Source organism: Mycobacterium sp. Soil_C_30 (genome assembly GCF_057656995.1).
Window position 1 is genome coordinate 68,521 of sequence record NZ_JBDGJH010000020.1, and the last position, 22,410, is coordinate 90,930.

The window sequence follows — 22,410 nt, forward strand, 5'->3', positions numbered from 1 at the left end:
CAACACCACCCTTGACATGCAGCCTGAAGGCTGCCTATGGTACCGAAATGCAGCCGAATGGCTGCATATGGAAGGCGAGATGGACGAAGTGTTCAAGGCGCTGTCCGACCCGAGCCGGCGGCTGCTGCTGGACAGTCTCAACGCCCGAGCCGGGCAGACGCTGACCGAACTGTGCGGTGACCTGTCCATGGCCCGGCAGTCGGTCAGTAAGCATCTGGCCGTGCTCGAGGGTGCCAATCTGATCACCACGCGCAGGCGGGGCAGGGAGAAGCTGCACTACGTCAACGCCGAGCCCATCAACGCGATCGCCGACCGTTGGATCCGTCAGTACGACCGCGCGAGGGTGCAGGCCCTCGCTGATCTGAAAACCGCTTTGGAAGGTGAATCAATGACCGAGACAACAGAGTTCGTCTATACCACCTACATCAAGACCACGCCGGAACGGCTCTGGCAGGCGCTCACCGATCCGGCCTTCTCGCAGCAGTACCTGGGTCATGCGATAGTGACGGACTGGGCGGTGGGTTCCACCTACGCCTGGCGCGACGACGTGCTCGACATCCAACATCCCGAGCAGGTGGTGCTCGAGTACCAGCCGTACTCCCGGCTGGCCTTCACCTTCCACACTTTCGTCCCGGAGATCGGCACCGTCAAGGGCATCAGCTCCGAGGTCATCGACAAGGCGGCTGCCGAACCGCGCTCCAAGGTCACCTTCGAGATCGAACCGGCCGAGGATCAGGTGAAACTCACCGTCGTGCACGACGGATTCCCGGCCGGCAGCGTGGTCCGTGGTCTCATCTCGGGTGGGTGGCCCTGGAAGTTGTCGAATCTCAAGAGCGGTCTGGAAGCCGCGGGGGCACTGGTATGACCTCCAGACCCGTGGTGGCACGGGCGGAATGGGATGCGCAGTGGCAACAACTGGTGGCCGAGGAGAAGGAGCTGACGCGAGCCCGTGATGCGTTGGCGGCCAAACGGCGACGCATGCCCTGGCTGTCGGTCGACAAGGCCTACCGCTTCGTCGGTCCGGCCGGTGAGGCGACGTTGGCCGATCTGTTCGACGGGCGCCGGCAACTCGTGGTGTACCGCGCCTTTTTCGATCCCGGTGTGCACGGTTGGCCCGAGCACGCGTGTGTCGGCTGCTCCATGGTCGCCGATCACGTAGGCAATCTGGCACATCTGAATGCCCGTGACACCACACTGGTTTTCGTCTCGCGCGCGCCACAGGACGACATCCGGCGGGTCAAGGCGCGGATGGGGTGGGAAATGCCGTGGTACACACTGACCGACGATTTTGATGCCGACTTCGGTGTGGATCAATGGCACGGCACCAACGCCTTCATCCGGGACGACGGCCACGTCTTCCGGACCTATTTCATCAACAACCGCGGTGATGAGTCGCTCGGTTCCACCTGGAGCTACCTGGACATGACGGCATTGGGCCGTCAAGAGGACTGGGAGGACTCCCCGGCGGGGTACCCGCAGTCCAAGCCGTACCAGTGGTGGAACTGGCACGATGAATACGGTGACGTGGCGGATTCGAGGCATTGACCGGCAGCTCGCGGTGATCGCCTGCGCGGCTGCGCTGTTGGCCGGCTGTGCCAATCCGCAGGCGGCTACCCAACCCACCGGTCAAAGCAGTACAGGAACCACCACACGGAGCCCTGCAGCACCGGCCACAGAGAGCACCCCGAGACCAACCACCACCACCGTCGCCCAGCCCCGGCCCCCGATCGTCGAGCCCGTGACGCGGGAACAGCTGGGCGCCACGTGGCGGCCGGGCTGTCCCGTCGGGCCCGAGCAGCTGCGTCTGGTCGAACTGGACCATCGTGGGCTGGACACCCTCACGCACCGCGGCCGAATCGTGGTCCACCAGGACCTGGTCGACGAGGTCATCGCGGTGTTCGACCGGCTGTACCGGCTCGGGTTTCCCATCGAGCGGATGCAGACCGTCGAGCGTTATCCGAACGCCGACGACGAGCTGTCGATGCGCGACAACAACACCTCGGCGTTCAACTGCCGGGACATCCCCGGCAGCGGAAGCTGGTCATACCACGCCTACGGACGAGCCATCGACGTGAACCCGCGCTTCAACCCGTACATCGACCGCACCGGAGCCTTTCAACCCGCCAACGCCGAGGTCTACCTGGACCGCAATCGCATCGATCCCGGTCTGTTGAAAGACGGCGACGCCGCGGTGCGCGCCTTCACCGACCACGGGTGGCAGTGGGGTGGCCACTGGCGCACGCCGAAGGACTACCAACATTTCGAATGGCAGTGACGCTCAAGCCCTTTTGCGGGCCTGCCGTTTGATCTTCTCCGGCAGCGCCTCCGCGGCCAGCAGGTGAGGCAGGAGCTCCGGCTCACCCATGATCGCGCGGAACACCATGCTCACCGTGATCTCGTGATCCGGGCGGCTGGCCACCACCACCTGGTCACCGGCGCGCACCGTGCCCGGTTCGATCACCCGCAGATACGCCCCCGGGGTCGCGGCCTGGGTGAAGGTCTTCATCCAGCCGCGGAGGTCCAGGAACTTGGCGAAGGTCCGGCACGGTGTCCGCGGTGAGGACACCTCGAGCACCAGGCCGTCGGAGCCGACCTGCCACCGTTCACCGATCCGTGCGCCGGTGACGTCGATGCCCTGGGTGGTGAAGTTCTCGCCGAAGATCCCATTGGGCAAGTCGCGGCCCAGCTCGGTCTCCCACGCATCGAGATCCTCGCGCGCGTACGCGTAGACCGCCTGGTCGTCACCGCCGTGGAATTTCGGGTTGCCGATCAGATCGCCGACAAGACCGCTTCCGAGGCCGCCCTGGCGCGGGCCGGGTCCGCGGACCTCGATGGCGTCGGTGGTCGGCCGCTTGTCGATACCCGTGGACAATTCGGGCTTGTCCGGGCTGACCCGCGGGTGAGCGAGGTTGACCGTCAGGATGCGAGACATCGTTGCACGCTCAATACTTGGGCAGCCGCACGACCTGGACGAAGAACTCGTCGATCTGACGGACGGCGTTCATGAACTGGTCGAGGTCCACCGGCTTGGTGACATAAGCGTTGGCGTGCAGTTTGTAGCTGCGCAGGATGTCCTCCTCCGCCGAGGAGGTGGTGAGCACGACCACCGGGATCAGTGACAGATCGGCGTCGGACTTGATCTTCTCCAGCAGCTGCCTGCCGTCGTACTTCGGCAGGTTGAGATCCAGCAGGATCAGATCCGGGCGCGGGGCATTCTCGTACGGCGCGCGACGGTAGAGAAAGTCCAAACCCTCCTGACCGTCGTGTGCGACGTGCAGCGTGTTCTTGATCTTGTTGTGCTCGAACGCCTCACGGGTGATCAGCTCGTCGCCCGGATCGTCCTCGATGAGCAGGACATCGATGGCGCGGCCTGCGTCGCTCATGTGTTGCTTCCTTCCAGTGCCGCAGGAGTTCTGTCGGCGCGGGGTTCCGTCGTTTCGGATGATTTTGTCGGGTCGGTGGGCAGGGTGAAGAAGAACCGGGTGCCCCCGGTGTAGGAGGTGTCGATCCAGATGCTGCCACCGTGGTGTTCGACGATCTTGCGGCACACCGCCAGCCCGATACCCGTCCCGGTGTAGCTATCGCGGCCATGCAGGCGCTGGAAGATCACGAAGACCTTGTCGGCGAACTCTTCCTCGATACCGATGCCGTTGTCGGACACCGACAGCACCCAGCTTCCGGTGCGCTCACCCGTGCCCTTCTCACAGTCGATGACGATCCGCGGCGTCGTATCGGGTTTCCGGAACTTCATCGCGTTGCCGATCAGGTTCTGCCACAACAGTGCCAGAAGTGTCGGATCGCCGACGAGGCGGGGAAGCGGTGTGTCGGGCCGGACGATCTCTGCCTCGGTGTCCTCGATCGCGGCCTGCAGATTGGCCAGCCCGGAATCGAGGGTGGCGCCGAGGTCGACCTCGGTGTGTGCCGCGTTGAGCCTGCCCACTCGTGAGAACGCCAGCAGGTCGTTGATCAACTGCTGCATTCGTTTGGCACCGTCTACCGCGAACCGGATGTACTCGGTGCCGCGTTCGTCGAGCTTGTCGCCGTAGCGCTTCTCCAGCAGCTGGCAGAACGACGCCACCTTCCGCAACGGCTCCTGCAGGTCATGTGAGGCCACGTAGGCGAACTGTTCCAGTTCCGCATTGGAGCGCCGCAGTTCGACCGCCTGCTCATCGAGTACCTCGGCCTGCTGCGCGAGCTGGATCCGGGCGGCGGTGGAGGCTTCGAGATCGTCGACCACCCGCTGCCGCATGTCTTCGACATCGCTGGCGATCGCCCGGATGTCCTTGGGTCCCTGCTGCGGGATGCGCTCGCTGAAGTATCCGTCGGTGATACGCCGGCACGCTGCGGCCAGTGCGTCCAGCGGTTTGGTCACCGCGGTGCGCACCAGGATCGCCAACAGTCCGGCGGTGATCAAGAACGCGACCACGACGCCCTCGAGCACGATGTTGCGCCAGGTGTTGACCCGGTCCAGATCGCCCCCGGCAACATCACGGGCTTCCGCGAGGTGCTCGTTCTGGACGGAGAACAGCTGCCGAAGACGGTCGAAGTTCTGTTTGCCGCGCTCGGCGGTGGCCGGGTCCACCAGCGTCGGGGTGCCGGGCTCGACGCTGTCGATGACGGGCTCGGCGTAATCGGTGCGCCAGGTGGCCGCGGCTTCCTCGATCGCGTCGAGATCGGCGATCAGCTCCGGGCGTCCGGTGAGTCGCTGCCGCATGACATCCGCGGCCTCTCGTTCCAGGCGCTGGCCGTCGTAGTACGGCGCCAGGAACTGGCGGTCGGCCGAGATCAGGTAACCGCGCAGTGCGGTCTCCTGATCCCGCAGGGCGGCCTGGAGCTGATAGGCCGAGATCCGGGACGGTCCGATCTCCTCGGTCAACTCGTCGACCACCCCGTCGGACCGGCCGAGCAACAACACCGCGGCTATGCCGCCGGCCAGCACCACCACGCCCATGATGGACAGCACCAGGTTGAGCCAGCCCTGCACCGTCAGCCCGCGGGTGGGCCGGCGACGGGGCCGGATCGTGGGTTGGCTCACCGGGCGGTCCGTTCCACCCGGACCACCGCGATGTCATCGGTCAACCCGCCGTGGTCGCGGGCCCGTTCCTCAGCGCCGTCGATCAAGGCGTCGACGAACTCGGGGCCGGGAAGGTCGGCCAGAGAACGCGCCAGCTCCAGCAACCCGTCTTCGCCCAGGCGCTCGTTGCCGTGGCCGGAGTGTCCTTCGAACAATCCATCAGTGAGCAGCACCAGGCCGTAGCCGGGCGGCAGCTCCACCTGTTGAGCAGCCCAGTCGCCCGAGCGCAGCCCCAGGGCCGGGCCGCCCGGCGGCTCCACCCATTCGACCGTGCCGCCGCCGTGCAGCAGCATGCCGGGATGGCCGGCCCGCACCGCGGTGATGGTGGGACTGTCGGGAGGGATCGCCAGGCTGAGCACCGTGGCGAAGATCTTGTTGCTGGCGCGTTCGGCGTGCAAGATGCGGCCGAGCTGACGCATGCGGTCCGAACCCCGCAGCCCGGCGAAGGTGAGCGCACGCCAGGCGATGCGCAAGGCGACACCCAGCGCCGCTTCGTCGGGACCGTGGCCGGCAACGTCGCCGATCATGACGTGCACCGTTCGGTCCGGCGTCTGGACGAAGTCGTAGAAGTCGCCGCCCAGCAGGGCGTTCTCCCGGCTGGGCCGGTACTTGGCCACGATGTCGACGCCGGGATCCTCGAACAGCAGCGGTGACGGCAGCAGACCACGTTCCAGGCGTGCGTTCTCCCGCGCCCGGAGCTGGCTGGCGTGCAACTCCACGGCGGTGAGTTCGGCGCGCTTGCGTTCGATGGCGTACAGCACGGCCCGGCGCAGCATCTCCGGCTCGACCCGGCCCTTGACCAGATAGTCCTGTGCGCCGGAGGCCACCGCGGACACGCCGAACGGCTCGTCGTTGAGTCCGGTCAGGACGATCACCGGCACGGTGGCATCAAAGGCGGCGATACGGTCCAGGGCCGCGATGCCATCAGCATCGGGGAGGTTGAGATCGAGTAGTACACAGTCCGGCCGGGAGGCGGCGAGCTCGCGTTCGGCGTCGGCCATCGACGGCGCCCACACCAGCCCGATTTCGGCCGCGGTGTCGGCGATGAGTTCTTCGACCAGCACGGCGTCGGCGCGGTCGTCTTCGACGAGGAGAAGCGACAACCGCTGGCCGTACGGATGAAACTGCAAGACCGGCGCCGGTTCCGGGATATGCGGCGCAGTCATCGACAAATCATGATCCTTTTGGTCACAGCCATTCAGCAGCGCAACCCGTGCTGGAGTGCGACGTGTCGACTTTACCGCTTGCGGGTGTGACGCGTCCCGCCGCCTGGCAATTCGCGTGTGGTGCTCGTGACGGCGAAGGCCGAATCGACATTAAGCAGAACGCTGCAGCAACGGCAACAGCAGGCTGCGCTGCGTCGTCCGCGCGTCGGCGAAGTCGTGCAACGCGTCCGCGACCGACTCGACCACCGGTAGCAGCCTGTCGCGGATGTCCTCGTCGAACAGCACGGCGGCGGCGCTGCCGACGACGAGTGCCCAGTCCACATCCGCCAGGGCACAGAGATCGTCGACGGTGCGCAGCAGTTCGCCGCCCTCGGCGGTGACGATCCGGACCTCGCCGAGATCGAGAACGAAGGACGTGTCGGGAAGGACGAACCGCGTCACTTGCGTGGTCACAGCCTCGATGTTGTCCGCTGTCACCTCCCCGCGGACCGACACCACAGTCGCCAGATGCCGCGAGCAGGCGCGGACGTCGGCGTTGCCCAACCGGATACCGGGAGCGATCATCGCGGCCTCGTTTCCCCAAAGTGACCGAACTGTGATCAAAGTAACCGGGAAATCTAAGCCCGTCGGGCGATTCAGCTAATGCTTTGGTAAGAAACAGCTGTCACCTCACCCTCACGCGGCTTCCGACGTCAAAAAGCTTGCGGGAGAAAACAATCGGCAGCCGCCCAGCAAAGATCAGCGCGGGTGCGGCGCGCGACGTCGGCAGGGCCGCTGTCGGCAAACCCTTGCGCTCATGGGTCCACGACGTGGAGTAGGTGGACCAGTTCCGCCTGCCGATGGGTGTCGGTCTTGTCGAAGATGTGCTGCAGATGAGTTCGGACGGTGGTCAGCGATACTCCGAGTATCGCCGAGATCTGCCGGAGGTCGGCCCCGCGCATGATGTGCAGCGCCACATCGGCTTCTGCGTGGGTCAGGTGGTAGAGCCGCCGTAGCACCACCGCGGTGGGGTCGGGTTCGTCCTCGGGGTCGATGACGAGCATCAGCGCCGCCCCCCGCGCGCAAGCCTCGGTCGAATTCGCGGGTATCACGTGCAACACGTACGGGCGCCTGCCCGACGGCCGGGTGCATGTGAACGACTGTCCGACACGGACACCGGCGTCGTCGCCGATGGCCGCGGCAGCCAGCGCGGCGTGGAGTTCGGCCGCGCTGCGGGTGTGGCACGTCGTCACGCGACCGCTGCGCACCGTCAGGCCGTCGCCTTCGGCCAGGATTTTCTCGGCTGCCGAATTAGCCTGCAGCACAACGCGATCGGCGCTCACCGTCATGATGCCGTGCCGAATGATCTCCAAAGCGCCCACCAATCCGGCCAATTCGCCGGTCAGGACGGCGATCTTGTCCTTGATGCGCATGGCCTGCTGCAGGTGCGGGACCAGTTCACCGAGCACCTTGACCCGTTCCGCCGTGCCGAACGACCTGGGGGAGGCGACGACGAGGCACGTCGGTTGGGTGCCGGGCGTGAGCCGGACGAACAGCCCGTCTTCCAACCGATTCGGCTTCATCCATCCGGTGTAGAACTCGGTGTTGTGCACGGGGGCGATGAGTTCGCGTCCCGTCCTGACCTCGCCCACCGGCCCGGCCTGCACCGCGTCGAGCACGATGTCGAGGCGGTTGTAGTACTCGGCATAACTGCGCGCGGCGTCCTCGGGCAGATTGGAGTTCTCGATCGACCACACGGGTCCGGTCGGGATGCACAGCGCGGCAGATATTCCGCCGAGGGTCCGGTGTAATTCGCGGAGGGCCTGTTCCCAGTACTGGGGAGCCACCGCCGCCGTGTAGATGCCTGAAACTAGGCGCGAGTATTCCTCGATCGAGACCATGGCATGTGAACCGTCCTCCGTGACCCGGTCGCAGCCTAGTCCGATCTCATCCATCTTGATGAGGTTTTCCGGCGGCCGTAATGGTTCTGTGGAAGTGGTCGAAACACCGACTTTGAATCGATGTCTGCGGTTCAAAGTCGGTGTGTCGCAGCGAGATCGAGAGGAAGTCATCATGTCGCTCTTGCCCTGGGGACGTAGCGTGGCAGCCGGTCTTCAACCCACGCCGGCACCGGTACCGGACGCCGAACAACAGGCGATGAGCCACTCGTCGCCCACCCACCCGCACCATCTGCGGTTGTCCATCTCGTCGGCGCTGGCACACATTCCGCATTCCCTGCCGGAGCCGCATGTGCACTACCCGCCGCTGCATCCCAGCTACCTCGAGTCCTCCCGGTTGATGCGGGAGATGACACACCTATGAATGAGCGGCGCCCCGCGAGCGAAAAGCCCGCGGGGCGCCGCCTCCAGACGAGGTAGGACTACTTCTTGAGGTCGAACCGATCGTTCTCGGCGACCTTGACCCACGCCTTGACGAAATCGTTGACGAACTTCTCTTTGTTGTCGTCCTGGGCGTACACCTCAGCCAGTGCCCGCAGCACCGAATTGGAGCCGAACACCAGGTCGTTGGCGGTGGCCGTCCACTTCGGCTGACCCGTCGCACGGTCCACACCCTCGTAGACGTTCTCGCCGGTCTCCGCCGACTTCCACTTCGTCCCCATGTCCAGCAGGTTGACGAAGAAATCGTTGGACAGCACACCGGGATTGTCGGTGAACACGCCGTGCTTGCTGCCGCCGTGGTTGGCGCCGATGGCGCGCAGGCCACCGATCAGCACGGTCAGCTCCGGAGCGGTCAGGTCCAGGAAGTACGCCTTGTCGATCAGCAGCTGCTCCAGTGGGGCCTTCTCGCCCGCCTTCGCGAAGCTACGGAAGCCGTCGGCCTGCGGTTCCAGCACCGCAAACGACTCCACGTCGGTTTCTTCCTGGGTGGCATCGGTGCGACCCGGGTTGAACGGCACGGTGATGTCGAACCCGCCGTCCTTGGCGGCCTTCTCGACAGCGGCGTTGCCCGCGATGACGATCAGGTCGGCCAGGGAGACAGTCGTGCCGGACTCCTGCTGGATCTTCTCCAGCACCGGCAGCACCTTGGCCAGCTCGGAGGGCTCGTTGACCTCCCAGTTCTTCTGCGGCTCCAACCGCAGCCGGGCACCGTTGGCGCCACCGCGCTTGTCGGTGCCGCGGAAGCTCGAAGCCGAGGCCCACGCGGTCTTGACCAGCTGCTGTACTGACAGACCAGACTCGAGGACCTTGGCCTTGAGCGTTGCCACGTCGGCGTCCGAGATCAGCTCGCCTTCGACCGCCGGTACCGGGTCCTGCCACAGCTGCGGCTCGGCCACCCAGGGGCCGAGGTAGCGGCTGATCGGACCCAGATCGCGGTGCAGCAGCTTGTACCAGGCCTTGGCGAAGGCCTCGTCCATCTCCTCGGGATGGTCGAGCCAGCGCCGGGTGATCTCGCCGTAGATGGGATCGACACGCATCGAGACATCCGTGACGAGCATGGTGGGCTTACGCGGCGGGCCGCCGAACGGATCGGGAATGGTGGCCTCGGCGTCCTTGGCCTCGAACTGCCAGGCGCCCGCGGGGCTCTTGGTCAGTTCCCACTCGTTGCCGTAGAGGATCTCCAGGTAACGGTTGCTCCATTCGCTGTTGGTGCCGGTCCAGATCACCTCGAGGCCGCTGGTCACGGTGTCGTTGGCGTTGCCGGAACCGAACGGGCACTTCCAGCCCAGGCCCTGCTGCTCGATCGGTGCGCCCTCGGGCTCCGGGCCGACGTTGACGTCGGCGGCACCGTGCGTCTTGCCGAGGGTGTGGCCACCGACGATCAGTGCCGCGGTCTCCTCGTCGTTCATCGCCATCCGGCCGAACGTCTCGCGGATGTCGTGCGCGGCGGCCAGCGGATCCGGCTTACCCTCCGGGCCTTCGGGATTGACGTAGATCAGGCCCATCGTGGTGGCGCCGAACGGCTCGGCAAGGGTGCGATCGGAGTCGTTGGTGCCGCCGTAGCGCTTGTCGGTGCCCAACCAGGTGTCTTCCTGGCCGAACAAGATCTCTTCGGGCTCGTAGATGTCCTCGCGACCGAATGCGAAGCCGGCGGTCTTGAACCCGGACTGCTCGAGCGCGGCGTTGCCGGCGTAGGCGATGAGGTCGGCCCAGGAGATCTTGTTGCCGTACTTCCGCTTGATCGGCCACAGCAGCCGGCGCGCCTTGTCGAGGTTGGCGTTGTCCGGCCAGCTGTTCAACGGCGCGAAGCGCTGTGCGCCCTGACCGGCACCGCCGCGGCCGTCGAAGATGCGGTAGGTGCCGGCAGCGTGCCAGCTCATCCGGATGAACAGGCCGGCGTAGTTGCCGTAGTCAGCGGGCCACCAGTCCTGCGAGGTCTGGATGACGTTGATGACGTCGGCCTTGAACGCCTCGACGTCCAGCTTGGCGAATTCCGCGGCGTAGTCGAAGGCCTCACCGAACGGGTTGCCCTTCGATGACTGCTTGTGCAGCACCGAGACGTCGACCTGCTCGGGCCACCAGTCCTTGTTGGTCAGCGGGGCGTGCGCCTTGGGTGTGGGCGAGTCGATGATCGGGTTCTCGGACTCGCTGTGGCTGCTGGTCTCGGCATCCGAGTGCGGAGGGCGCGCATCGGAGGTATCAGAGGACACGAGATTCCTTTCAGGGCTGCGATCACGTGGATGTGATCAGGAACTTCGAACTGGTGAAACAGGTGCTGCACAGTCGGGGCACAAGCCCCAGTAGATGACTTCGGCTTCGTCGATGGCGAAGCCCTCCAGAAGACCTTGGTCATCTGAGGCGGTAAGGCACGGCGCATCCCCGACGGCGCAGTCGACGTCGGCGATGACCCCGCACGAGCGGCACACCACGTGATGGTGGTTGTCATTGACCCGGGACTCGTAGCGGGCCACGGAACCGGAGGGCTGGATCCTGCGTACCAGTCCCGCTGCGGTCAGGGCGTTGAGTACGTCGTACACGGCCTGCCTGGACACCTCGGGAAGTGATGCGCGTACGGAGCCGAAGATCGACTCGGTATCAGCATGCGGGTGCGCATTCACCGCCTCGAGCACCGCGACCCGGGGCCGGGTCACCCGGAGGTCAGCTGTCCTCAGCTGCTCCGCGTAATCCGTCTTCGGGCTCACATCCGCCACTATGCCCCCCTTTTCTGGAATGAGTCAAGACTTGTCGCGGACAAAATCGGGAATGCCTGTGGTAGCCACTCCTGGTCACGGCTGTAACCAGTACGATCCGGCAATGGCGAAACTCGAGTTGTCGCGTGAGCTGACGTTGAGCCCGGATGAAGCATGGGAGCACGCCTCAGATCTGCGTTCACTGGGCGACTGGCTGGTGATGCACGAGGGGTGGCGCAGCGAGATCCCTGACGAAATCGGGGTCGGCACAACGATAGTCGGGGTCGCCGGCGCCAAGGGCATGCGAAACAGGGTCACCTGGACGGTGAAGAAGTTCGAACCTCCGCAGTTGCTGGAGGTCGAAGGCAAAGGCGTCGGTGGCACCAAGTACGGTCTGACGATGAAGGTGTCGCCCACCACATCGGGGTGCGCCTTCGCGGTCACCATCAATCTCGGCGGCCCACCGCTGTTCGGTCCCATCGGCTCCGTGGCAGCGCGCGCCGTCAAAGGCGATATCGACCGGTCGATCCAGGAATTCGAGAAGCGCTACGCCTGAGCAGAAGGCGCGCTGTGCCGCGTGATGGCGGCGCAATGATTCGCCAGCACGCGAGCGTAGGGCGCCACCGCCGCCAGCGGTTCGTGACCGACATCGGAGTAGATCTCCAGCAGGTACCTGCGGTGCTCTCCGGCAGCCACTCCCAGTACGCCGCGATAGCCCATCTCGGCGAGCAAGGCCAACTCGGTGGGATCGCCACCGTCACCGTCCGCGGCGGCCAGATACGGCTCACCGGTGGCGATGGCCCGCGCCGTCGACGGGAAATCGGACAGCGGGTACACCGTTCCGCGCGCCGGGGTCAGCACCCGTAAGCCGGACGCGCCGTCCCGGGAGCTGCGCACACCCCGCAGCGACCACACCCCCGTGCCGTCTTCGGTGGTCAGCGAGATCGACCAGGCCGCAGCGTCAATGGCGTTGCAGATCTGCACCGCGGCCACCTCCAAGGCGTCCGCGATGTCGGTGGGCCGACGCTGGTCGAGCGCCCGGACAGCATGGGGGAGAAGATGTGCCAAACGATGCGACACCGGTGTATCGCCCGCTCTTCGGCCAACGTCGTTGTGCGCCTCGACCGGTTCCGCCGAACCGTTTCGGAGCCGGCCGGGGCCCAGCCTCTTGGCGTCGAGCAACGCCGCATCAGCGAGGTTGACCAGCGCCGGTCCGGTGCTGGTATGCGGCTCGAACACCGCCACGCCCCAACTCAGCGAGACCTGGCCTGCGGTCCGCTCGCCGATCAACCGGCTGGCCGCGCGGGCGAAGCGTTCTGCGTCGGGCCCCGTGGCGCTCGGCAACACGGTGCAGAACTCGTCACCGCCGAGTCGTGCCACCAGCGAACCTGTTGTCGTAGCGGCGATTTCGCTCAGCGCATCGGCGACCTGGCGAAGCAGGAGGTCACCGGCGGGATGTCCTCGCCGATCGTTGATCTCCTTGAAAGAATCGAGATCGCACAGCAGGACCGCCGGCTGTGCGGCGTCGATGTCGAGATTCCCGAAATAGTCGTCGAGCCCGCGGCGGTTGGCCAAACCGGTCAGCGGATCCTCGAAGGCCTGGCGCCACACGGCGCTGAACAGCTGCGAGCGCCCGACCGCAACCGCCATGTGGGCGGCGATCGCCTGGAGGACCTGTATGTCATCGGGCCCGAAACGCCTGCCGTCGGTGCCGGTGACCCACAGCTCACCCCACATGATGTCGTTGTACATCACCGGTACGGCGAGTTCACTCTCCTTCTCGACCCGAGGCAGCAGTGACGATGGATCGGGCGGCAGGTCGTCGATCGAATTGACGTAGGGGTGGCCCTGCCGCAGCAGCCGCATGACTCGACGGTCGTCGTCGACCGGATAGGTCTCATCCTCCGGCCATCGTTCTTCCCCGGGGCCCAGATCGCCGGCGTTGATCAATGTGCGCAGGACATCCTCCGCGCGTTCCCACCGACTGATCGACACCGATGCGGCGTCCAGGGCGGTCAAGGTGTGAAAGGCGATGGCCTCCAGAACCTCATCGAAATACCGAGCGCACAACACCGCCTGGGACATGTGCAGGAGCGCCCGGAGCACATGAACCTGGTCGGTGTCTGCCGCGTCCAGCAGATCGGCCAACGTCGGTGTCACAGTGGGATCGAGGGCGCCGGGGAAGGCGGCGGTGTCGGTGAGGTCCCGACGGCGCAACCGCGACATCTCCGTCATCTCCACCCCGCGTACCCGGCCTGCACTTTCTTTGCTCGACTGTACGGACTGTTGCCGGGAGCGTGTCGTGCACTTCGTGATGATTCTGGGTTCTCGGCGGGGTCGGTATGAGTATGGACCGGACACCGAAGACCCTGACCGAGGCGCTGAAGCCCCTTCTCGGGCAGTGGCGCCAGACCGCGCGGATCGGCGACCGAACGATGCTCGTCGCGCTCACGTCGTTCCAGCCGCTGGGACAGGGCGGCCTCGTCATGCAGCGGACCGATCCGCCGACGCACCTGGCCCCGGAATGGTCCGGTGCCGCACCACGCTGGGTGGAGGCGGTACTTGGTCGAGACGACCACTCCGGCGAATTCACCATGCTCTACACCGACTCCCGCGGCGTCGGCCGCCGGTATTCGATGGACTTCGACGGCCGGCGCTGGACTTTGGCTGCCCGGGCGGGAGCCGACTTTCATCAACGGTTCGAGGCCACGTTCGGCGGTGACGGGGACACCATCGTCGGACGCTGGGACGCCTCGCCGGACGGCCGCAGCTGGTCGACGGATTTCGACATCGTCTACCGGCGGACCCCGTTGACGGGTGCGGCACCTTAACCTTGCGGAGTGAATCACGCAGAGAGGGTCGGCACTCTCGACGCACGGTTGCGGCGACGCATGCTGACCGGATATCTGGCGCTGCTGTGCTTCATGTACACGCTCGGAATCGTCCAGTCCTACCTGATCGACACACCCCGCACCGATGCTCGCGGCGAAGTCCTGGCCGTCGGACTGTGCGTGCTGGGGTTGTTGTGCTGCATTCCCGCCGATACCCGCCCGTGGCAGTACGTCGCCGCGCTGACCTGTGGATGCACGGCTCCGTCGGTGGCGCTGTTGTTCCACCAACAGCTGACCGCCCAGACCTGGGCGGTGGTGCCACTGGTTTGCGCCGCCGTCTTCGTGCGCACCTGGCACCGCCCAGCGGTGGCACGCACCGGGGCGGTGGTCATCTGGCTGGGTGCGATGGTGGGGCTGCTGGCCGCGCCGGCACCCGTACCGCCACTGTGGTTGATCCTGTTCGGGGCTTCCATCCTGGGTGGGGCCGAGGTGTTCGGCATGGCGAATTCGGCGCTTCTGAATGCGGCGCTGCGCGATCCGCTGACCTCGGTGTGGAACCGCGCCGGCGTCGACGGGCAGGCCAAACGCGTGCTGGCACAAGCCAGGCGGCGCGCAGAATCGGTGGCCGTGGTCGTCTTGGATTTCGACGACTTCAAACGGGTCAACGACCGCGACGGACACGCTGCCGGCGACGCCGCGCTGGGCGATTTCTCCCACCTCGTGCTGAGCCGGCTGCCGAAGTCCGCGGTGTTCGGCAGGCTCGGCGGTGACGAATTCGTGGTCATCCTCCCCGGCTGCGAGGAACCGGCGGCCCGGGAGTTGGCGGCGCGGCTCGTCGACGGGCATCTGGTGGACGTGTCCTACGGGGTGGCGGCCGGCCATCCCGACGCCGAGTCACTGGCCGGGCTCTTCGACGCCGCCGACGCAGACCTGTATCAGCGCAAGCGGAGCCGCAAGGATCAGACCGGCCAGACCTCCCGCCGGTAGGACGCGTCGAAGAACATCCACTCGTAGCGTGCGGTGGTCGTGAAGTGCATCCGGGCCCGGGTTTCCACCCCGGGATCGAGGTCGGCCCCCACCCTGTCGACGAGTTCGAGGACTTCGTTGACGCTGGCGGCAAATTCCTCACCGGCGTAGGTGTCGATCCAGCGCTGGAACCGCGGATCCGGGGACCCCTGCTGCACCAGGTGCTTGCCGACCTCGGCGTAGATCCAGTAGCAGGGCACGATCGCGGCCAGCCCCTCGGCGAACGTCCCCGAATAGGTGGTCGCCAGCAGATAACTCGTGTAGGCGACGGTGGTGGGGGTCACCGGCGTTGCGGCGATGGTGGCCGGATCCAGCCCCAGTTCCGGCAGCAGGCTGGCGTGTAGCGCCAGTTCGTCCTCCACCACACCGGCGGCGTGTTTGGCGAACATCGCGGTATCGGCCAGTGTCGGGCAGGTGGCACCCAGCAGCGCCAACGTGCGGGCGTAGTCGCGCAGGTAGTGCACATCCTGTGCGACGTAGTGGGCGAAGACATCTTCTTCCAGCGTGCCGTCGGTGAGACCGGTGATGAACGGATGGCGGATGATGGCGTCGAAGATCGATGTGGTTTCCCGCCACAGTTGCGCTGACCAGTTGTCCCCGCTCGGTACTGTCACCGAAGACACTGTACTGCACCGCGATCCGACGCCCCGTGCTGATGTGAAAGCCCCACGCTGGCAAGCATTTCCGTTACAGTGCCAGTGTGAGGCCCGAACCGCCGACGGCGCGATCGCATCCGGTGCGTTGGCCGTCACTGCAGAGCAGGCTTGCGCTCTCCGGTGAATGGTTCGGCGACAACGATTTTCGTCGGGTGGCGCAGTGGTTGTCGGCGGAGTTCGATCGCGTGGACGACGCCGAGTTCGCGCGTAGGTTCAGCGCTGAAGTTTCGCTGCCCGGCGGCATCCGATTCTACGGCCGCGATATCACCCGGCCGTTCGTCGAGATCGTCTGCCACAGCTTCACCGATCTGGACGCGCAGTTCGGCCCGAGCTGGACCCGGCTCGACCACACGGTGCGGCGGTTACGGATATGCCGCCTCGGCGCGGGCGCACCGGGCGCAGCACCGGGCCGGCGATCGGCAAGCATTGCTGGTGGGAACCATCGACCGGCTCGACGCCGCCTCGCGGGCAACGGCCCGGCACGTAGGTCGTGCCGTGGTTCTGGAAGCGGTGTTCCTCCGGTTGCGCCACACGGTGTCGGCAGAATGAAGGCATGGTGACCGCGACCTCATCGCATGCGCTGCTGGGGGCGGCGCTCTCCCCGGAGAACCGGACCGATCCGTATCCGCACTATCGCGCGCTGCGTGAGTGCGGGCCGATTCGGCTGCCCGAGGTGAATCTCTCGGTCTTCTCGTCGTTCGCGGACTGTGATGCCGCCCTTCGTCATCCGGCTTCGGCCAGCGACCGGCTCAAGTCGACGCTGGCGCAACGGCAGATCGCCGCCGGCGAGTCGCCCCGGCCGTTCGGGTTGGCCGGTCTGGTGGATCGGCGGCGGGCGCCGGCGTTCCTGTTCCTCGATCCACCGGACCACACGCGGCTGCGCACGCTGGTCAGCAAGGCGTTCGTGCCCAAGGTGATCAATGAACTGGCCCCCGACATCACGGCACTCGTCGGGCGCCTGCTCGACGCCGCCGAAGAACGCGGCCACTTCGACGCCATCGCCGATCTGGCGTATCCGCTGGCCGTGGGGGTGATCTGCAAGCTGCTGGGGGTCCCCGTGGAAGACGAGCCGCAGTTCGGCCGGGCCTCTACGTTGTTGGGGCAGACGGTGGATCCGTTCCTGGCCGCCACCGGTGCCGTACCAGAGGGATTCGACGAACGCATCGAGGCGGGGAAGTGGTTGCGTCGTTACTTCCGGGACCTCATCGCCGCCAGGCGGGGCGATCCGGGTGACGACCTGATCTCGGCGCTCATCGCCGTGGAACAAACCGGTGACCAGCTCACCGAGGACGAGATCATCTCGACCTGCAACCTACTGTTGATCGCCGGGCACGAATCCACGGTCAGTCTGATCGCCCACGCGGTCCTGGCGATGCTGCAGCATCCGCAGCAGTGGGCGGCACTGGGCGCCGATGCTCGCCGGGCGCCCAGGGTGATCGAAGAGACGCTGCGATACGAGGCGCCGGCACAGCTGTTGGGCCGTATTGCCGCTGAGGACATCGTGATCGGGAAGACGCAGGTGCCCCAGGGCGACACCATGATCCTGCTGCTGGCGGCGGCGCATCGTGATCCGGCCGCCAACGACGACCCGGAACGGTTCGACCCCGACCGAAATACCCCCCGCCACCTGGCATTCGGGCGGGGCACACATTTCTGTCTGGGTGCGCCGCTGGTGCGGCTGGAAGCATCGGCGGCGTTGACGGCGGTGACGGCGCGGTTCCCGAACGCGCGGCTCGGGGGCGATCCGCGTTACAAACCCAACGTGACTCTGCGCGGTCTGGCCGAGTTGCCGGTGCTCATCTAGAGCGACTCGATCAGCACCGCGTCGCCGACCCGGATGGTCCCGGACGTCATGAGACGGCACACGGAGCCACCCCGGCGTCGCAAAGCCGCCGCGGCGCCGGGACCGATTCCGTCGTCGAGGAGGCGGCAGGGCGCCGACAGCCGGACCACCTCCAGCTCCACGCCGCCGATTCGCAGTCGGGTTCCCGGCTTGGTGGGGATCTCACCGGCATCGACGGTGATGTTGCGGCGCGTCGCGCCCGCATCGAACGGATGCCCCAGGTCCTGCGCGGCGGCGTCGAGCAGCTCCTGCGACTGGATGGTGACATGACGATGCCGGGTTCCGTGGTATCGATCGCCGACCAGGCCTTTGCCCGCCTCGGCGGCGACGGCCTCGACTGAGCGGGTGGGCAGCTGCCTGCCCTTGGCGATGTGTATCGAGAGCACCTGCACGATCCCAGGGTAGGGGGACGGCTTGCCGTCGGTCCTACAGTAACGCCGTTGGAAACCCCCTACACTGACCCTCGTGGCCATCGTGTTCGGTTTCGCCCCCTGGATCGTCTACTGGGTTCTCGTCGGCAACGTCCCGCCTGTCGTCGCCGCCCTCATCGCCCTGGTGGCGGCCGTGGCCGCCACCGCTGTCGGCCGGTACCAGAACGCGCCCGGGCGTTCACTCGAAATCGGTGCTGTCGCAACATTCTTGGTGGTGACCATCCTGGCGGTGGCGCTCAGCGAGCCCGTGTGGCAGCAGTGGTCGCTGGCTGTCAGCTTCGTCGGGATCCTGGCGACCACCCTGGCGGGCGTCGCGTTGGGAGAGCCGTTCGTCCGGGAGTTCGCGGCGGCGGGCCAGCCGGCGCACGTCGTGGAGGCGGCGTCCTTCCTGCGCACCACTGCGACGCTGACCTGGATCTGGGTGGGTGCCTTCGCGGTCATGACAGTGTCGGCGGCCATCCCGCCGATCAGCGGTGCCGAAGGTGCACTGGCCTACACCTGTTACTGGGTGATCCCGATGGTGGTGCTGGTGGCGGCGGTCTTCGCGACCCGCATCCAGCCGGAACGCCTGGCCGAAGCGGCCAGTGACGTGCGGCGCAAGACCACGTTCGTGGCCTACAGCGAAGCCGCCATCGACGAGCTGTACTACCTGGCCGGCGAACACGTGAACAAAGAGGTGGGCGCGGGGGAGGAGGCCTACGACGTCAAGGTGGGCGGGTCGGGGCTGCCGCTGGTGGGCGACGACTCACGCCAGTCCTGGCCGGCAACCTACAAAGTGCGGCAGCGACGCAGGTAGCGCCACCTGCCTGAGACACTGCACCGTCGCCTTGGCAGACTAGGCGCATGGCACAGATAACTCTGCGAGGAAACCCCATCAACACGGTCGGTGAACTGCCCGCGGTCGGCGCGGCGGCACCTTCCTTCAGCCTGACCGGAACCGATCTCGGAGCGGTCTCCAGTGACCAGTTCCAGGGCAAGCCCGTGCTGCTGAACATCTTTCCCTCGGTGGACACCCCCGTGTGCGCGGCCAGTGTGCGGACGTTCAACGAGCGTGCCGCCGCCAGTGGCGTGTCTGTGCTCTGCGTGTCGAAGGATCTGCCGTTCGCGCAGAAGCGATTCTGCGGCGCAGAGGACATCGAGAACGTCACCACCGCCTCGGCGTTCCGCGACAGCTTCGGCGAGGACTACGGCATCACCATCACCGACGGTCCCATGGCGGGGCTGTTGGGTCGCGCCGTCGTGGTGATCGGCGCGGACGGCACGGTGGCATACACCGAACTGGTGCCCGAGATCGGTCAGGAACCCGATTACGAGGCCGCGCTGGCCGCTCTCTCCTGATCCCCGGTCCCTTTCGAAACCCGTCTCCGGCAGTAACCGTTCGGTCACGGTACGGCATCTCATTGATGTTGTGCCATGCGCGAATTGGAGCTGGAGGCGGGTTTCGCTGTACAAGTAGTGGCAGGGTAGTGCGCCACCAGCATGGGGCGGACTCGGGTCAGGAAGAAAAGGGTGAAATGGGCAGGCGGGTCTTCGCTGTCGTGTGCAGCCTGGCGGTGTTGGTGACGTCGGTTGGTCTCGGGTTCGGTCTGGGGGCGGGCATCGCCGCGGCCGATCCGTTCGGACGGACCGACGCGCAGCTGCAGGCCATCAACGTGGTGATCTCGCGTGCGCTGTCAGCGCGTGGTGTTCCCTTCACCTACGGCGGCGGTAACGCCGACGGACCCACCCGCGGCGAACCGCGCCCGGCTGCCGTCGTCACCGACGCCGCGGCGCCCGTGGTGTCAGTGCCTCCCGCCCTCGGCGGCCTGACCCTCGCCCCGGTCGCCACACCGGCGCCGGCGGTGCTGCCTGACCCCGCCGCAAACGTCGTGGGCTTCGACGCCTCGGGCCTGATCGTCTACGCATTCGGCGGTGTCGGAGTCAAGATGCCGCGGTCCTCCGGCGAGCAGTACCAGGCCGTGCGCAAGGTTGCTCCGGCCCAGGCGTTGCCGGGCGACCTGTTGTTCTACGGGCCCGACGGCACCCAGAGCGTGGCCTTGTTCATCGGCAACGGTCAGATGGTCGAGGTCGGCGACAAGGGCGTGGCGGTGTCACCGGTCCGCACCACGGACATGACGCCGTACCTGGGTCGCGTCATCGGGTGAGCTGAATCGGGTTCTGGGCCCGGAGCCGCTATGCTCTGGCTCGCGAAAGGGCCTGCGACACGGTGCAGGATTCACACGTTTGCAGCCACTGACCCAGAACCCAGCAGCGCCGGCCGACACCCGGCGGATCCGCCATGATCTCGACGGTCTGCGCGGTGTCGCGATCGCCTTGGTGGTGGTCTTCCACGTCTGGTTCGGCCGCGTGTCCGGCGGGGTCGACGTCTTCCTCGTACTGTCGGGCTTCTTCTTCGGCGGACGGTTGTTGCGGCTCGCCGGCGAAGGTGGGCGACTGTCGCTGCCGAAGGAGATCCGCCGGCTGGCGCGACGCCTGCTGCCCGCGCTCGCTGTCGTGCTGGCCGGGTGCGCCGCGCTCACGGTGCTGATCCAGCCGCAAACCCGCTGGGAGACATTCGCCGAACAGACGCTGGCCAGCCTCGGGTACTTCCAGAACTGGCAGCTCGCCGACACGGCCAGCGACTATCTGAGGGCCGGGGAGTCGGTCAGTCCGCTGCAGCATCTGTGGTCGATGTCGGTGCAGGGGCAGTTCTTCCTGGCGATGCTGCTGTTCGTGGCTGTGGTGCCGTGGCGGCGCCTCGTCATCACCGTCGTGGGCCTCGCTGCACTGGCCTCGTTCGTTTACGCCAACCTCGCCCATGTCGCCGATCAGGCCAGCGCGTACTACGACACGTTCGCGCGGGCGTGGGAGCCGCTGGCCGGGGTGCTGGCCGCCGCGGTGGTCAGCGGTATCCGCTGGCCCTCCTGGCTGCGGGTCAGTGCCGCGGCCGTGGGTGTGCTCGCCATCCTGTCCTGCGGGGTGCTGATCGACGGGGTGCGTGAATACCCCGCACGCTGGGCCCTGGTGCCGGTGGGCGCGACGCTGCTGATCATCTTCGCCGGCGGCGGCGTGGCCGGGGACACCCGGCAGCCCTGGCCGATGCGATGGCTGAGCCTTCCGGCGGTGGTCACCCTCGGTTCGCTGGCCTATGCGCTGTATCTGTGGCACTGGCCTCTGTTGATCTTCTGGCTGGCCCACACCGACCGGGAGTCCGCGGGACTGCTGGACGGGGCAGCGGTCATAGCGGTGTCGCTGGCCGCGGCCTGGCTGACGTTGCGGGCCGTCGAGCAACCGCTGCGCGAGACCAGCTCGCGGCCGGCACCGGTGTACGCGCAGCCGACGGCGAGCCGGAATCGATGGACGGTCCTGGTGGCCTCGGTGGTGGCCGTGGCCACCGTGGCGCTGGTTGCCACCTCGATGGGCTGGCGCCACCACGTCGAGGTGGTGCGAGCCGGCGGCAGCGAGCTGACCACTCTGCCGATCCGTGACTATCCCGGCGCGCGGGCCCTGGTCGATGCCGCCCGCGTCGCGAAGCTGCCGATGCGTCCGTCGGTACTGGAAGCCCGCGAGGACCAGCCGGTCACCAGCACCGACGGGTGTATCGCTGATTTCCTCAGCACCGAACTGGTGACCTGTGATTACGGTGATCGCACCGCCCGCCGGACCATCGCGCTGGCCGGCGGATCACATTCGGAGCACTGGATCACCGCGCTCGACGAGCTGGGCCTCCGGCATTCCTTCCGGGTGAAGACGTATCTGAAGATGGGTTGTCCGCTGACCACTGCCGAGGTGCCGATCATCGCCGGGTCACTGGAGCCCTACCCGGAGTGCCGCACGTGGATCGACGAGGCGATGGACAGCATGATCGCCGACCGCCCCGATTTTGTCTTCACCACGACCACACGGCCGTACACCGATGCCCCGGGGGACTTCGTTCCCGACAATTACCTGGGTATCTGGGATCGGTTCGCCGAACACCAGATCGCGATCCTCGGTCTGCGGGACACGCCCTGGATGTTCCGCGACGGTGCGCTGTTCTCGCCGCCGGACTGCCTGGCCAGCGGCGGCGATCCCGACAGTTGCGGTCTGCCTCGCAGCGAGGCACTCAACGACCGCAACCCCGCCCTGGATTACGACGACCGCTATCCGCTGCTGACGCTGTTGGATCTCAGCGACGCGGTGTGCAGTGCCGAGGTGTGCCGGGCCGTGGAGGGCAACGTGCTGGTCTACCACGACGAGCATCACCTCTCGGCGACCTATGTCCGATCGATGACCGACGAGCTGGCCCGGCAGCTCTCGGCGGCGACGGGCTGGTGGTGAGCAGACGTGAAACACC

At 66.6% G+C, this 22,410-nt stretch carries 24 protein-coding genes; 12 read left to right on the forward strand and 12 right to left on the reverse strand.

Features of this window, described 5'->3' with window-relative positions; genetic code table 11:
* The first annotated feature begins 79 nt into the window (after positions 1-79).
* The 3 genes from AC3A6P_RS28065 to AC3A6P_RS28075 are packed head-to-tail and all read left to right on the forward strand — an operon-like array spanning position 80 to position 2,275.
* Complete coding sequence (locus AC3A6P_RS28065; protein WP_487695494.1) at positions 80-865, forward strand: ArsR/SmtB family transcription factor; 786 nt, start codon at positions 80-82, stop codon at positions 863-865.
* Positions 862-1,545: a DUF899 domain-containing protein gene (locus AC3A6P_RS28070; RefSeq protein ID WP_487695496.1), complete on the forward strand. Its 684-nt coding sequence runs from the start codon at positions 862-864 to the stop codon at positions 1,543-1,545. The genes AC3A6P_RS28065 and AC3A6P_RS28070 overlap by 4 nt, the downstream gene beginning before the upstream one ends.
* The gene (locus AC3A6P_RS28075; protein WP_487695497.1) at positions 1,511-2,275 is read left to right on the forward strand and encodes a M15 family metallopeptidase; all 765 of its coding nucleotides are present in this window, start codon (positions 1,511-1,513) and stop codon (positions 2,273-2,275) included. Before AC3A6P_RS28070 ends, AC3A6P_RS28075 begins: the two co-directional genes overlap by 35 nt.
* A gap of 3 nt (positions 2,276-2,278) precedes the next feature.
* Here the strand turns inward: AC3A6P_RS28075 and AC3A6P_RS28080 are convergent, their stop codons facing one another.
* The 6 genes from AC3A6P_RS28080 to AC3A6P_RS28105 form a co-directional block, all read right to left on the reverse strand.
* A complete protein-coding gene (locus AC3A6P_RS28080; RefSeq protein ID WP_487695498.1) occupies positions 2,279-2,932 on the reverse strand; it encodes an MOSC domain-containing protein in 654 nt (217 codons plus the stop codon).
* Positions 2,933-2,942: 10 nt separating this feature from the next.
* Positions 2,943-3,383, reverse strand: coding sequence for a response regulator (locus AC3A6P_RS28085; RefSeq protein ID WP_487695500.1), 441 nt, complete (start codon positions 3,381-3,383; stop codon positions 2,943-2,945).
* A complete protein-coding gene (locus AC3A6P_RS28090; protein WP_487695604.1) occupies positions 3,380-4,951 on the reverse strand; it encodes a sensor histidine kinase in 1,572 nt (523 codons plus the stop codon). Before AC3A6P_RS28090 ends, AC3A6P_RS28085 begins: the two co-directional genes overlap by 4 nt.
* Before the next feature lie 80 nt (positions 4,952-5,031).
* Positions 5,032-6,240 (reverse strand): PP2C family protein-serine/threonine phosphatase, encoded by a 1,209-nt coding sequence (locus tag AC3A6P_RS28095; RefSeq protein ID WP_487695501.1) that lies wholly within the window; start codon positions 6,238-6,240, stop codon positions 5,032-5,034.
* A 150-nt stretch (positions 6,241-6,390) separates the two neighbouring features.
* Positions 6,391-6,804 (reverse strand): STAS domain-containing protein, encoded by a 414-nt coding sequence (locus tag AC3A6P_RS28100; RefSeq protein WP_487695503.1) that lies wholly within the window; start codon positions 6,802-6,804, stop codon positions 6,391-6,393.
* 230 nt (positions 6,805-7,034) lie between these two features.
* Positions 7,035-8,174 (reverse strand): helix-turn-helix transcriptional regulator, encoded by a 1,140-nt coding sequence (locus AC3A6P_RS28105; protein ID WP_487695505.1) that lies wholly within the window; start codon positions 8,172-8,174, stop codon positions 7,035-7,037.
* A gap of 118 nt (positions 8,175-8,292) precedes the next feature.
* On the opposite strand from AC3A6P_RS28105, the gene AC3A6P_RS28110 reads away from it, so the two are divergent.
* A complete protein-coding gene (locus AC3A6P_RS28110) occupies positions 8,293-8,541 on the forward strand; it encodes a hypothetical protein (protein ID WP_487695506.1) in 249 nt (82 codons plus the stop codon).
* 58 nt (positions 8,542-8,599) lie between these two features.
* Here the strand turns inward: AC3A6P_RS28110 and katG are convergent, their stop codons facing one another.
* The gene (katG, locus tag AC3A6P_RS28115) at positions 8,600-10,828 is read right to left on the reverse strand and encodes a catalase/peroxidase HPI (protein ID WP_487695507.1); all 2,229 of its coding nucleotides are present in this window, start codon (positions 10,826-10,828) and stop codon (positions 8,600-8,602) included.
* 36 nt (positions 10,829-10,864) lie between these two features.
* The gene (locus AC3A6P_RS28120) at positions 10,865-11,320 is read right to left on the reverse strand and encodes a Fur family transcriptional regulator (RefSeq protein WP_487695509.1); all 456 of its coding nucleotides are present in this window, start codon (positions 11,318-11,320) and stop codon (positions 10,865-10,867) included.
* A gap of 112 nt (positions 11,321-11,432) precedes the next feature.
* Here AC3A6P_RS28120 and AC3A6P_RS28125 point away from each other — a divergent pair, with 112 nt between their 5' ends.
* Positions 11,433-11,864 carry a type II toxin-antitoxin system Rv0910 family toxin gene (locus tag AC3A6P_RS28125; protein ID WP_487695511.1) on the forward strand — a complete coding sequence of 144 codons (432 nt, stop codon included), beginning with the start codon at positions 11,433-11,435 and terminating at the stop codon, positions 11,862-11,864.
* Here the strand turns inward: AC3A6P_RS28125 and AC3A6P_RS28130 are convergent.
* Positions 11,855-13,543, reverse strand: a complete 1,689-nt coding sequence (locus AC3A6P_RS28130; protein WP_487695513.1) for a GGDEF domain-containing protein — start codon at positions 13,541-13,543, stop codon at positions 11,855-11,857. The two genes, AC3A6P_RS28125 and AC3A6P_RS28130, sit on opposite strands and share 10 nt — an antisense overlap.
* A gap of 113 nt (positions 13,544-13,656) precedes the next feature.
* On the opposite strand from AC3A6P_RS28130, the gene AC3A6P_RS28135 reads away from it, so the two are divergent.
* Both AC3A6P_RS28135 and AC3A6P_RS28140 read left to right on the forward strand, forming a co-directional pair.
* Complete coding sequence (locus tag AC3A6P_RS28135) at positions 13,657-14,139, forward strand: hypothetical protein (RefSeq protein WP_487695515.1); 483 nt, start codon at positions 13,657-13,659, stop codon at positions 14,137-14,139.
* 9 nt (positions 14,140-14,148) lie between these two features.
* Positions 14,149-15,126 (forward strand): GGDEF domain-containing protein, encoded by a 978-nt coding sequence (locus tag AC3A6P_RS28140; RefSeq protein ID WP_487695516.1) that lies wholly within the window; start codon positions 14,149-14,151, stop codon positions 15,124-15,126.
* On the opposite strand, the gene tenA is transcribed toward AC3A6P_RS28140, so the two are convergent.
* Positions 15,099-15,779 carry a thiaminase II gene (gene tenA, locus AC3A6P_RS28145; protein WP_487695518.1) on the reverse strand — a complete coding sequence of 227 codons (681 nt, stop codon included), beginning with the start codon at positions 15,777-15,779 and terminating at the stop codon, positions 15,099-15,101. The two genes, AC3A6P_RS28140 and tenA, sit on opposite strands and share 28 nt — an antisense overlap.
* Positions 15,780-15,913: 134 nt before the next feature.
* Entirely contained in the window at positions 15,914-16,117 is a 204-nt protein-coding gene (locus AC3A6P_RS28150) for a hypothetical protein (protein ID WP_487695520.1), read from the reverse strand.
* 257 nt (positions 16,118-16,374) lie between these two features.
* Between AC3A6P_RS28150 and AC3A6P_RS28155 the strand changes: the two genes are divergently transcribed.
* Positions 16,375-17,625 carry a cytochrome P450 gene (locus AC3A6P_RS28155; protein ID WP_487695521.1) on the forward strand — a complete coding sequence of 417 codons (1,251 nt, stop codon included), beginning with the start codon at positions 16,375-16,377 and terminating at the stop codon, positions 17,623-17,625.
* On the opposite strand, the gene AC3A6P_RS28160 is transcribed toward AC3A6P_RS28155, so the two are convergent.
* Positions 17,622-18,056, reverse strand: a complete 435-nt coding sequence (locus tag AC3A6P_RS28160; protein ID WP_487695523.1) for an MOSC domain-containing protein — start codon at positions 18,054-18,056, stop codon at positions 17,622-17,624. The genes AC3A6P_RS28155 and AC3A6P_RS28160 overlap by 4 nt on opposite strands.
* Positions 18,057-18,129: 73 nt before the next feature.
* Between AC3A6P_RS28160 and AC3A6P_RS28165 the strand changes: the two genes are divergently transcribed.
* The 4 genes from AC3A6P_RS28165 to AC3A6P_RS28180 all read left to right on the forward strand — a co-directional run bounded on the left by AC3A6P_RS28165 (position 18,130) and on the right by AC3A6P_RS28180 (position 22,394).
* Complete coding sequence (locus AC3A6P_RS28165; protein ID WP_487695524.1) at positions 18,130-18,891, forward strand: hypothetical protein; 762 nt, start codon at positions 18,130-18,132, stop codon at positions 18,889-18,891.
* A 47-nt stretch (positions 18,892-18,938) separates the two neighbouring features.
* Positions 18,939-19,433: a thiol peroxidase gene (gene tpx, locus AC3A6P_RS28170; protein ID WP_487695525.1), complete on the forward strand. Its 495-nt coding sequence runs from the start codon at positions 18,939-18,941 to the stop codon at positions 19,431-19,433.
* A gap of 176 nt (positions 19,434-19,609) precedes the next feature.
* Positions 19,610-20,239 carry an NlpC/P60 family peptidoglycan-binding protein RipD gene (ripD, locus tag AC3A6P_RS28175; protein WP_487695527.1) on the forward strand — a complete coding sequence of 210 codons (630 nt, stop codon included), beginning with the start codon at positions 19,610-19,612 and terminating at the stop codon, positions 20,237-20,239.
* Between the two features lie 79 nt (positions 20,240-20,318).
* Complete coding sequence (locus tag AC3A6P_RS28180) at positions 20,319-22,394, forward strand: acyltransferase family protein (RefSeq protein ID WP_487695529.1); 2,076 nt, start codon at positions 20,319-20,321, stop codon at positions 22,392-22,394.
* Positions 22,395-22,410: the final 16 nt, after the last annotated feature.